We start from the raw sequence: 10,651 nt of genomic DNA on the forward strand, positions 1-10,651 counted from the left end.
TGGGTCAGGCTGCGCACGGCCGGACGCACCACCATCAGCAACAGCAACAGGCTGATCAGGGCGAACACGCCGAGCCTGGCCAGCTCGTGCACCTTGGCGTTCTCCCACCAGGGCAACGCCTCGCCCTGCGCCGCATCCGCGCCGGCAGCGGTGAAGGGAAACACGCTGAGGGTCAGCAGATCGCCGCGCGCCTGGTTGAAGCCCACGGCGCTCTTGACCATGGCTTCCAGCTCCGCGCGCGCCTCGGCGGTCCAGCCGCCCTCGGGCGCCGCCGCGGCGTTGAGCACCACGGCAATGCTCTGCTGGCGCAGACTGAACGGTGCGTGCTTGACGTGGGTGACGCTCTGGTCGTAATCGAGCTGGCGATTGGATTCCTTGCGCAGCGAGGTGGCCGCCTTGCTGGCCGCCTCGCCCTCGGCCGGCGGCTGCCCTTCGACCGGCTCCGGGGCGGGCTGCGGCGGACGGTTGGCCAGCGAACCGGGAACGCCGAGGGCCAGCTGATCGAGCACGCTTTCGTCGCGCAGCACTTCGTTGCGCAGGCGCGGGGTCTCGCCGTAGGCCTGGAAGGTCTCCTCCTTCTGGCTGAAATCGATATCGGCGGCGACGCTGATGCGGTAGTTGCCATTACCCAGAACCGGCGCCAGCACCGCCTCGGCGTTGGCCACCGCCTTGTTCTGGTAGTCGTCGACCACCTGCCAGTTCTGCACCGGACCGCCGAGGGTATCGATGCCGCGCGACAGCAGCGCGCCGTACTGATCGACCACCTGCACGTTGGCCGCATCGAGCTGCGGCACGCTGCCGGCCACCAGATTGACGATGGCGCTGACCTGCTCCGGCGCCAGCTTGTAGCCGGGCGCCAGCTGCAACATCACCGAGGCCTTGCCCGGCTCGCGCTTGCCGACCACGAAGGAGCTGCTTTCCTGCAGCGCCAGGTGCACGCGGGCACCTTCCACACCCTTGAGCGCCATCACCGTGCGCGCCAGCTCGCCCTCCAGGCTGCGCTTGAGGCGCACGTCCTGAACGAACTGGCTGGTGCCCAGCGGCTCGTCCTTGTCGAACAGCTCGTAACCGGCCGGCACCTTGACCTGCACGCCCTTGGCCGCCAGCAGCATGCGCGCGCGGCCGAGCTGATCCTCGCGCACCAGCACCTGACCACTTTGCGGATGCAAGCGGTAGCTGATGGCGTCGCCGTCGAGCACCTGCATCACCTCGGCGGCCGGGTAGGCCTCGCCGGTGCCGTACAGCGGGCGGAAAGAGCCCTGGTCACGCCAGAGATAGAACACTACGCCGACGGCAAGTAGCGCGGCGATCAGCGCCAGGCCGACCAGGCTCAGGCGCGGGTCGAGTTTCAGGCCGCCTTCGGGCAGCTTGCTTTTCAGGGTCTGCAGCACGCGTCAGGCTCCCGGTCCGCTTACAGCGGCATCTTCATGATGTCGTCGAAGGCCGAGGCCAGCTTGTTGCGCACCTGCAGCAGGGCGCTGAAGGACACGCTGGCCTTCTGGCTCTCGATCATCGCCCCGACCAGATCGTCGCTCTGGCCACTGTCGACGGCCGCCATCAGCGCACCGGAACGATGCTGCTGGGCATCCACCGCACGCACCGCGTCGTCGAAGGCGGCGGCGAAACCGGCTTCGCCGGGCCCGGCGAAGGCCTGCGCCGGCTTGATCGGCGCCGCTTCGCTGAGGTTCTTCAACTGCTCCATACGGCCGAGCAGGTCCTGCTGCACCTGACTAATCGAGTTCATCCTGCGGTCTCCTAGACGGGAATCTGTACGCCCTGCTCGCGCATGGCATTGAGGCGGTAGCGCAGCGCGCGCGGGGTCATGCCGAGGCTTTCGGCGGCCTTGGTCTTGTGCCCGCCGAAACGGCGGATGGTGTCGATCACGTGCTGGTACTCGGCCCACTTGCCACTGGCGCGCAGGGCCGCCTTGCCGCCCTCCAGCAGTTGCGGCTGCAGGCGCGGCGTCGACTCCGGCGCGCTGCTCACGGGCACGCTCAGGCCCAGGTCCTGAGCCTGGATATACAGGCCATTGCGCAGAATCAGCGCGCGCTGCAGGCAGTTCTCCAGTTCGCGCACGTTGCCCGGCCAGTCATAGGCCAGCAGCGCGCGGCAGGCATCTTCGGTCAGCAGTTCATGGCGCGCGTCCTGCGGCGCGTACTGGCGAATGAAGCGGCGCGCCAGCGGCAGCACGTCTTCCTTGCGCTCGCGCAGCGGGCTGATGTGCAGCGGCAGCACATCGAGGCGGAACATCAGGTCGGCGCGGAAACGGCCTTCGGCCACTTCCTGCTGCAGGTCACGGTTGGTGGCGGCGATGATGCGCACATCCAGAGCGATTTCACGGCGCCCGCCCAGGCGCTCGACGCGCTGCTCCTGCAGCACCCGCAGCAGCTTGGCCTGCAGCCCCAGCGGCAACTCGCCGATTTCGTCGAGCAGCAGGGTGCCGCCGTTGGCCAGTTCGAACTTGCCCGGCTGCGCGCTGACCGCACCGGTGAAGGCGCCCTTCTCGTGGCCGAACAGGATGGATTCGAGCATCTGCTCAGGGATAGCCGCGCAGTTCACGGCAATGAAGGGCGCATCGTCCTGCGTCGAGAAGCGGTGGATGTAGCGCGCCATCAGCTCCTTGCCGGTGCCGGTCTCGCCGGTGATGAGGATCGGGGCACGGGTCATGGCCACGCGCTGGGCCATGGCCAGCAGACGGCGGCCGGCCTGCGAGCAGGAAACGAAGCCCTCCTCGCCTGCGCTGGCCGACTCCTGGCGACGCAGCAGTGCACTGAGCTGGGCCTCGCTGAACGGCGCCAGCAGATAATCGACGCAGCCCAGCTCGAGCAGCGCCGCGGCTTTTTCCTGATCGGCATATTCGACCACCGGCACCACGCCGACGCGGCTGGCCTGACGCAGAATGGCGCCCACCTGGGCATACAGCGTATTGCCGGCCAGGCTGCTGACGAACACCAGCACCAGGCTGGCACCTTCCAGCGCGGCCGGATCCAGCTCCAGGCAACTGGCGAAGCGACGGACAGGAAAGCCCCGACGCTGCAGGCCGCCGGTCAGCAGACGCTCGCTGGCGGCATCGGCCTGACCGACCACGACTATATGTTGCTGCCCCAGCTGTTCATCGAACAGCTCGTCGCAGGCGTAACTTACCGTTTGAGTTGAGTGCTTCAAGGTAAATCACCCGATGTCTTTGTCTGCCAGCTGGCTCGTTCGACCCCGCGTTCAAAACTGCCAACCAGATGACAGATTTTTTTCACTTGGCCCCTTAATCTTTCGAAACTTTCCGCCGCCCTTATCGATCAACTCGGCAGCAACTGCCGGCCTGCCTTTATAGGCTCGCGACGGAACACGGCGCGAACGTTAACAAGCGCACGAAAAATCGCCGAATTACTTGCTGTTATTTGCTATCAATGATGGCCAAGCGCTATCAAAAACAGCATTTGATATCTATTGATTTAATTTCCCGCCCTCCCTCCGCCTAGACTTCCCCCCGTCATCCCTGGCCTGCAGCGCTGCGCCGGATGCAATCGACGCCATGGCCAAGGCGATGCTGCTACGGCCCGCCGGCACATCAAAACATCCTCTGCACGCCCAGCGAAGTACTCCCTGGTGCACGCGCAGTTACAACCAGGAATACAGCCCACAACATGACCGGGATTAAAAAAGTCCTTCATGGCGTGCCCGCCGACAGTCTGACCCGGTTGAAACCGCAGAAACTTGGCCGGCACTATCACAAGATTCCCCACTATATTCGCGAGCTTTCCAGCAAGTATCCGCGAATCATCAGCGACTACTTTCTGCGCAACTATCGAATCAATCTCGAACTGCTTCGAGTCGATGTTCACGAGCAGGTAGATAAAGAAGCCGAATGCCTTTATCGCTCGACCCTGGGCAAGGTCGGTTTCGCCATCGACCGCGCCCTGCTGACCGAGGCGCTGGAGTGCTACTACGGCGGCACCTGCCTGCCCAACCACGAAGCGCCGCCGGTCAGCACCTCGGAACAGCGCATGCGTACGCGCCTGGGCCTGGACGTCAGCCAGCTGTTCGCCCGCTCGATTCTCGCCGGGCAGACCTTCGGCAAGCTCGAGCCTTACGACAACGCCTACGAAGAGGCGACCTGGGAGTACGTGGCGGAGTTCCACTTCACCAGCCACATCACCGGCAGCCAGGCATCGATCTTCATCTATCTGGACACGCAACTGGTCGATGAGCTGACCAACCGCCTGACGCCCCCGGCACCGGTGGCCCAAAGCGGCAATTCGCTCAATCAGATACGCCAGTTGCCGGTGCGCCTGGACTGCGTGGTGGCCAGCCTGCAGATGCCGCTGGCCCAGGTACTGGCCCTGCGTCCCGGTGACATTCTGCCGATGCGCCTGCTGGAGCGCTGCGACGTGCAGATCAACCAGCAGAAGCTGTTTCGCGGCGCCATCTTCGAAGACGACGGCTCCTTGTTCCTGACTTCTCTTGAGAGCGTGAAGACCCCATGAGTAGCCCCATTTCCGATAATGATTTCGACAGCCTGATCAACGATGCCGGCCTCAACCTCGACGAGCCCGTCAGCGAGCCCGTCGCGGAGCAGGCGCCCGCCAGCCTGCCGCAGCAGGACCTGAGCTTCTTCGGCAAGATTCCGGTCAATGTCACCCTGGAAGTGGCCTCCACCGAGATCACCCTCAAGGAGCTGATGGATGTCGACGCCGGCAGCGTGATCGCCCTCGACAAGCTGGCCGGCGAGCCGCTGGACGTGAAGGTCAACGGCGCCCTGTTCGCCAAGGCCGAAGTGGTGGTGATGAACGGCAACTACGGCCTGCGCATCGTCGAGCTGTCCGGTAGCGGCCTCAGCGGGCTGGGCGTGTGATGCTGCGCCGGCTGCTGCAACTCGGCCTGCTGCTGGCGGCCCTGTGCTGCCCGCTGCTGGCCCAGGCGGCTGGCGGCGACATCACCCTGTTCAACTTCAACGACAGCGAAGACGGCCAGACCCTCAGCGTCAAACTGCAGATCCTGCTGATCATGACGCTGCTGGGCTTTCTCCCGGCCATGCTGATGATGATGACCTGCTTCACCCGCTTCATCATCGTCCTGGCCATCCTGCGCCAGGCCATCGGCCTGCAGCAGAGCCCACCCAACCCGGTGCTGATCGGCATTGCCCTGTGCCTCACCCTGCTGGTGATGCGCCCGGTGTGGCAAGAGATGTACACCGAGGCCTATGTGCCGTTCGAAGCGGATCAGATCAGCCTCGAACAGGGTCTGGGCGAAGGCAAGCGCATCATCAGCCAGTTCATGTTGGCGCAGACCAGCAAGAACTCGCTGGAAACCCTGGTCGCCCTGGCCGGCGAAGAGCTGCCTGAGGACCTCGCTCAACTGGACTTTTCTCTACTGCTGCCGGCCTTCGTACTGAGCGAGCTGAAGACCGCCTTCCAGCTCGGCTTCATGATCTTCGTGCCCTTTCTGGTGATCGACCTGGTGGTGGCCAGCGTGCTGATGGCGATGGGCATGATGATGCTGTCGCCGATGATGATCTCGCTGCCGTTCAAGCTGCTGGTCTTCGTGCTGGTCGACGGCTGGACGCTGCTGGTCGGCACCCTCACCAGCAGTATTCAGCCCTATTAGCGAGGCCTTGCGATGCTCACGCCCGAACACGCCGCCCAGCTGGTGGCTCATGCCGTCTACATCACCGGTCTGATCGTCTGCGTGCTGGTGGTGCCGAGCCTGCTCGGCGGCCTGCTGGTGAGCATTTTCCAGGCGGCTACGCAGATCAACGAGCAGATGCTCAGCTTCCTCCCACGCCTGCTGATCACCCTGGCGATGCTGGTGTTCGCCGGCCACTGGATTCTGCGCACCCTGGGGGATCTGTTCATCGAAACCTTCAAGCAGGCCGGGCATCTGGTGGGCTGACGCATGTCCGAACCCGTGCTGCATGCCAGCCAGTATCTGACCAGCCTGCAGGCTTACTGGTGGCCGTTCTGCCGCATCCTGGCGCTGCTCAGCATGGCCCCCTTGTTCAACCACAAGGCGGTATCGGTGCGTGTGCGCTTCCTGCTCGCCCTGGCGCTGACGGTGGCATTGGGCGCGGCATTGCCGGACATGCCGCCGATCGACCCGCTGTCGCTGCAAGGCCTGATGACCGCACTGGAACAGATCGCCTTCGGCGTGCTACTGGGCCTGACCCTGCAACTGGTGTTCACCATCTTCATGCTGGTCGGCGAGGTGGTATCGACGCAGATGGGCATGAGCATGGCGCGCTACAACGATCCGGTGAACGGCGTGTCGTCGTCATCGATCGTCTATCAGCTGTACTTCATCCTGCTGGTGCTGCTGTTCTTCGCCATCGACGGCCATCTGGTCACCGTCAGCGTGCTGTACCAGAGCTTCCTGTTCTGGCCGGTGGGCAGCGGTCTGCATTACCTGGGCGCGCAGAGCTTCGTCCAGTCCTTCGCCTGGGTATTGGCCGCCGCCGTGCTGGTGACCCTGCCGATCGTGTTCTGCCTGACCCTGGTGCAGTTCTGCTTCGGCCTGCTCAACCGCATTTCGCCGGCGATGAACCTGTTCTCCCTGGGCTTTCCCATCAGCATTCTGATGGGCCTGCTGTGCATCTACCTGACCCTGCCCAACCTGCCGGACAGCTACCTGCACCTGACCCGCGAGCTGCTCAATGGCATCGGCGTGATCCTGCGCGAGGGCGGCGATGTCTGAGCAGAACAGCGGCCAGGAAAAGACGGAAGAGGCCTCCGCGCACAAACTGAAGAAGAGCAAGGAAGACGGCCAGGTCGCGCGCTCCAAGGACCTGTCGACCACCATCTCGCTGCTCGCCACCCTGTTCATCCTCAAGTTCAGTGCCGGGCTGTTCCTCGAGGGGCTGAGCGACAGCTTCCGTCTGTCCTATATCCAGTTCGGCCACAGCGAGATCGGCCTAGACGACCTCGACACTCTGCTCGGCTACAACATGCTGGTGTTCATCAAGCTGCTGGCACCGATGCTGCTCACCTCCGTGCTGGTGGTGGCGTTGTCGCTGGTACCGGGCGGCTGGGTGTTCTCGGCGAAGAACTTCGCGCCAAAGCTGAGCAAGCTCAACCCCATCACCGGCCTGGGGCGGATCTTCTCCGCGCAGAACTGGAGCGAGCTGCTCAAGTCGGTGCTCAAGGTGCTGGTGCTGCTCGGCGTCGGCTATGTGCTGGTGCGCGCCGCGTTGCCCGAGCTGATCGCCCTGCAGCGCAGCAGCGTAGTGCAGGCGATCTCGGCCGCACTGAACCTGACCTTCAACCTGATTCTCTGCCTGATGCTGGTGTTCGTGCTGTTTTCCTTTATCGACATCCCGCTGCAGCGTTACTTCTTCCTCAAGAAGATGCGCATGACCAAGCAGGAGCGCAAGGAAGAACACAAGAACCAGGAGGGCCGCCCGGAGGTCAAGGCGCGCATCAAGCAGCTGCAGCGGCAGATGCTGCAACGTCAGATCAGCAAGGTGATCAAGAATGCCGACGTGATCATCGTCAACCCGACGCACTATGCCGTGGCGCTCAAGTACGACAGCAAGAAGGCCGCCGCCCCCTTCGTGCTGGCCAAGGGCGTCGACGAGACCGCGCTGTACATGCGTCAGATGGCCAAAAAGCACGAACTTGAAGTGCTGGAGATTCCGCCGCTGGCGCGCGCCATCTACTTCACCACCCAGATCAATCAGCAGATCCCGGCGCCGCTGTATACCGCGGTCGCCCATGTGCTGACCTACATCCTGCAGCTCAAGGCCTGGCGCCAGGGCCGCAGAAGCAAGCCGCAACTGGCGAGCAACCTCCCGATTCCCGACAGCTTGGCCAACAGGGGCTGATCCATGAACCTACTGCAGCAACTCGCGCCCACCTTCCGCAGCGGCCGCATCGGCATTCCGGTGCTGATCCTGTCGATCCTGGCCATGGTCATCCTGCCCCTGCCGCCGGTGCTGCTCGATGCCCTGTTCACCTTCAACATCGCCATGGCCATCCTGGTGCTGCTGGTCAGCGTGTCGTCGAAGAGCCCGCTGGACTTCTCCCTGTTCCCCACGGTGATTCTGATCACCACCCTGCTGCGCCTGTGCCTGAACGTCGCCTCCACCCGCGTGGTGCTGCTTGAGGGCCATACCGGCACCGGTGCGGCGGGCAAGGTGATCGAGTCGTTCGGCGAGGTGGTGATCGGCGGCAACTTCATCGTCGGCCTGGTGGTGTTCGTGATCCTGATGATCATCAACTTCATCGTCATCACCAAGGGCGGCGAGCGTATCTCCGAGGTCACCGCGCGTTTCACCCTCGATGCCCTGCCGGGCAAGCAGATGGCCATCGACGCCGACCTCAACGCCGGCCTGATCGAGCAGAACGAAGCCAAGCGTCGCCGCGCCGAAGTGGCCAAGGAAGCCGACTTCTACGGGGCCATGGACGGCGCCTCGAAGTTCGTCCGCGGAGATGCCATCGCCGGCATCCTGATCCTGCTGATCAACCTGTTCGGCGGCTTCGCCATCGGCCTGTTCGTCTACGACCTGGGCGCCGGCCAGGCCTTCCAGCAGTACGCCCTGCTCACCATCGGCGACGGCCTGGTGGCGCAGATCCCGGCGCTGCTGCTGTCCACCGCGGCTGCGATCATCGTCACGCGGATCAACGAGTCCTCGGACATCACCGATCAGGTGCACCGCCAGCTGCTGGCCCAGCCGGCGCTGCTCTACACCGTGGCCGGCATTCTCTTCACCCTGGCCCTGGTGCCGGGCATGCCGCACCTGGCCTTTATCAGCTTCGCCGCATTGGTGGCCTTCATCGCCTGGATGGTGTCGCGCAACGGCCCGCCGAAAGAAGCGGCGAGCCTGGAGCAGGTCGAAGCCCTGGGCAAGGCGATGGAACAGGAGCGCGCGCAGAACCTGGCGTGGGAGGACATCCCGCTGGTGGAGCGCCTGTCGGTATCGCTGGGCTACAAGCTGGTCGGTTTGGTCAACGAAGCCGCCGGCGCGCCCCTGACCCAGCGCGTGCGCGGCGTCCGCCAGACCCTGTCGGAGAGCCTGGGCTTCCTGTTGCCGGAGGTGCAGATCCGCGACAGCCTGCGCCTGAAAGCCTCGCAATACAGCATCCAGATCAACGGCGAGAAGATCGACGGAGCCGAGTTGCACGCCGACCGCATGATGGCCATTCCCTCGCCGGAGCTCTATGGCGAGATCGACGGCATTCTCGGGGTCGACCCGGCCTATCGCATGCAGGTGGTATGGATTCAGCCGGAGGACAAGGCGCGTGCGCTGAACCTCGGCTACCAGGTGATCGACTGTGCCAGCGTCATCGCCACCCACCTGAACAAGGTGATCCGCGAACATCTGCCGGACGTGTTCAAGCACGACGATGTCGACCATCTGATGCAGCGCCTGCAGCTGCAGGCGCCGAAGCTGGCCGAGAGTCTGAAGAACCAGCTCAGCTACACCCAGCAGCACCGCGTCTACCGCCAGTTGCTGCAGGAGCAGGTGCCGCTCAAGGATATCGTCACCATCGCCACCACCCTGCTGGAAGCCAGCGAGTCGACCAAGGATCCGGTGCTGCTGGCGTCCGACGTGCGTTACGCGCTGCGGCGCAGCATCGTCGGCATGATCGCAGGCGAGCGGCAGGAGCTGTCGGTGTTCATACTCGAAAATGCGCTGGAAAACACCCTGCTCAATGCCCTGGCCATCGCCCAGCAGGCCGGTCCGGTGAGCCTGGACAACATCCCGGTGGAACCAAGTCTGCTCAACCAGTTGCAGAACACCATGCCAGTGGTGAAAGAAAAACTGCGCAAGGACGGCCATCCACCGATCCTTACCGTGATGCCGCAGCTACGCCCGCTGCTGGCGCGCTACGCCCGGGTCTTCAGCCCCGGCCTGCACGTGCTGTCGCAGAACGAGATCCCGGACCGGGTGGGCGTCAATATCCTCGGTACCCTGGGCTGATCGCGGCGCTTTTGTCCTAGGGTGGATGGCGCTTTCCGCATCCACCTGCTGCGCTTCTTCCCTAGGCGTCGCGCGGCCGAGCACGGCGTGCGCTCCGTCCGCCATACCTGTTGCTATACCTGCTCCTTGCGCTTGTTGCGCATCCCATCGATCAAGCGCACATAGGCCGGCGCCTCGCCGACCACCGCCAGCCCTGCCTCGAAGAAGCCGGTGCGGCTGTTCTCCTGCGACCACTGGCAGACCATGTCCACATCCACCTGACGCATCTCGCCGTCACGATCGCGCATGCGCAAACGCAACTTCAGCTCGCGACCAGGCTCGACGAGGCTGTCGCCGAGCAACTTCATCCCGCATTCCGATACGTCACCGGCGTAGCCGATCAACGTATCGCGCTCACGGTCGCTGATCTTGATACGAAAGGTGGAGCGGAAGGTGATACGGCTCGATTGACGCATAGGAGAAAGGCCTTAGTGCTCGCCACGTCTTGTTGGATCGCGAAGATCAGGAGCCATCAAGCGCGTCATACGAAGCGAAGCCGCACATTGATAGCCTGTGATTCATCAACGCAAGGCGACCATGGCGTGCAGAGACTTAAATTCGAACTCGGCCAAGCACCACGCTGGAGCCATCTATCGCCTATAGCAGCGAGCTCCGCTCGCAAAGCTGCCGCAAGGCACACCCACCGCAGGGTGCGCCGCGCGCACCGTTGTAACCGCGTTATTATCGGTGCGCACAGCGCCC

General features: G+C 63.9%; 11 protein-coding genes. 7 read left to right on the forward strand and 4 right to left on the reverse strand.

From position 1 onward, the window contains the following. The 3 genes from fliF to N7333_RS22450 form a co-directional block, all read right to left on the reverse strand. A partial coding sequence (gene fliF / locus N7333_RS22440; protein WP_279859409.1) for a flagellar basal-body MS-ring/collar protein FliF occupies positions 1 to 1,391 on the reverse strand: 1,391 nt, incomplete at its 3' end. Positions 1,392 to 1,411: 20 nt separating this feature from the next. Then, positions 1,412 to 1,744 (reverse strand): flagellar hook-basal body complex protein FliE, encoded by a 333-nt coding sequence (locus tag N7333_RS22445; RefSeq protein WP_129483685.1) that lies wholly within the window; start codon positions 1,742 to 1,744, stop codon positions 1,412 to 1,414. Between the two features lie 11 nt (positions 1,745 to 1,755). Beyond that, positions 1,756 to 3,165, reverse strand: coding sequence for a sigma-54 dependent transcriptional regulator (locus N7333_RS22450; protein WP_129483686.1), 1,410 nt, complete (start codon positions 3,163 to 3,165; stop codon positions 1,756 to 1,758). Between the two features lie 476 nt (positions 3,166 to 3,641). On the opposite strand from N7333_RS22450, the gene N7333_RS22455 reads away from it, so the two are divergent. From N7333_RS22455 to flhA, 7 genes are read left to right on the forward strand one after another with little or no spacing between them, the layout of a single operon-like run. Next, positions 3,642 to 4,481, forward strand: coding sequence for a FliM/FliN family flagellar motor switch protein (locus tag N7333_RS22455; RefSeq protein WP_129483687.1), 840 nt, complete (start codon positions 3,642 to 3,644; stop codon positions 4,479 to 4,481). Beyond that, positions 4,478 to 4,849: a flagellar motor switch protein FliN gene (gene fliN, locus N7333_RS22460; RefSeq protein WP_012020174.1), complete on the forward strand. Its 372-nt coding sequence runs from the start codon at positions 4,478 to 4,480 to the stop codon at positions 4,847 to 4,849. Before N7333_RS22455 ends, fliN begins: the two co-directional genes overlap by 4 nt. Then, positions 4,849 to 5,601: a flagellar type III secretion system pore protein FliP gene (gene fliP / locus N7333_RS22465; RefSeq protein WP_012020175.1), complete on the forward strand. Its 753-nt coding sequence runs from the start codon at positions 4,849 to 4,851 to the stop codon at positions 5,599 to 5,601. Before fliN ends, fliP begins: the two co-directional genes overlap by 1 nt. 12 nt (positions 5,602 to 5,613) lie before the next feature. Then, a complete protein-coding gene (locus tag N7333_RS22470; protein ID WP_012020176.1) occupies positions 5,614 to 5,886 on the forward strand; it encodes a flagellar biosynthetic protein FliQ in 273 nt (90 codons plus the stop codon). Between the two features lie 3 nt (positions 5,887 to 5,889). Then, positions 5,890 to 6,684, forward strand: coding sequence for a flagellar biosynthetic protein FliR (gene fliR / locus N7333_RS22475; RefSeq protein ID WP_129483688.1), 795 nt, complete (start codon positions 5,890 to 5,892; stop codon positions 6,682 to 6,684). Then, positions 6,677 to 7,810, forward strand: a complete 1,134-nt coding sequence (flhB, locus tag N7333_RS22480; RefSeq protein ID WP_012020178.1) for a flagellar biosynthesis protein FlhB — start codon at positions 6,677 to 6,679, stop codon at positions 7,808 to 7,810. Before fliR ends, flhB begins: the two co-directional genes overlap by 8 nt. Before the next feature lie 3 nt (positions 7,811 to 7,813). Further along, on the forward strand, positions 7,814 to 9,910 hold the full coding sequence (gene flhA / locus N7333_RS22485; RefSeq protein ID WP_129483689.1) for a flagellar biosynthesis protein FlhA: 2,097 nt from the start codon (positions 7,814 to 7,816) through the stop codon (positions 9,908 to 9,910). Positions 9,911 to 10,023: 113 nt separating this feature from the next. Here the strand turns inward: flhA and N7333_RS22490 are convergent, their stop codons facing one another. Beyond that, positions 10,024 to 10,365: a PilZ domain-containing protein gene (locus tag N7333_RS22490; RefSeq protein WP_129483690.1), complete on the reverse strand. Its 342-nt coding sequence runs from the start codon at positions 10,363 to 10,365 to the stop codon at positions 10,024 to 10,026. Between the last annotated feature and the right edge of the window lie 286 nt (positions 10,366 to 10,651).

The organism is Pseudomonas sp. GD04158 (assembly GCF_029834875.1).
Taxonomy (GTDB): domain Bacteria; phylum Pseudomonadota; class Gammaproteobacteria; order Pseudomonadales; family Pseudomonadaceae; genus Aquipseudomonas; species Aquipseudomonas hydrolytica.

Bases quoted from the DNA above. Each gene is read 5' to 3' on its own strand.
- N7333_RS22470 (WP_012020176.1), top strand. From the start codon at position 5,614: ATGCTCACGCCCGAACACGCCGCCCAGCTGGTGGCTCATGCCGTCTAC.
- flhA (WP_129483689.1), top strand. From the start codon at position 7,814: ATGAACCTACTGCAGCAACTCGCGCCCACCTTCCGCAGCGGCCGCATC.
- fliP (WP_012020175.1), top strand. From the start codon at position 4,849: ATGCTGCGCCGGCTGCTGCAACTCGGCCTGCTGCTGGCGGCCCTGTGC.
- fliR (WP_129483688.1), top strand. From the start codon at position 5,890: ATGTCCGAACCCGTGCTGCATGCCAGCCAGTATCTGACCAGCCTGCAG.
- N7333_RS22455 (WP_129483687.1), top strand. From the start codon at position 3,642: ATGACCGGGATTAAAAAAGTCCTTCATGGCGTGCCCGCCGACAGTCTG.
- flhB (WP_012020178.1), top strand. From the start codon at position 6,677: ATGTCTGAGCAGAACAGCGGCCAGGAAAAGACGGAAGAGGCCTCCGCG.
- N7333_RS22490 (WP_129483690.1), bottom strand. From the start codon at position 10,365: ATGCGTCAATCGAGCCGTATCACCTTCCGCTCCACCTTTCGTATCAAG.
- fliN (WP_012020174.1), top strand. From the start codon at position 4,478: ATGAGTAGCCCCATTTCCGATAATGATTTCGACAGCCTGATCAACGAT.
- N7333_RS22445 (WP_129483685.1), bottom strand. From the start codon at position 1,744: ATGAACTCGATTAGTCAGGTGCAGCAGGACCTGCTCGGCCGTATGGAG.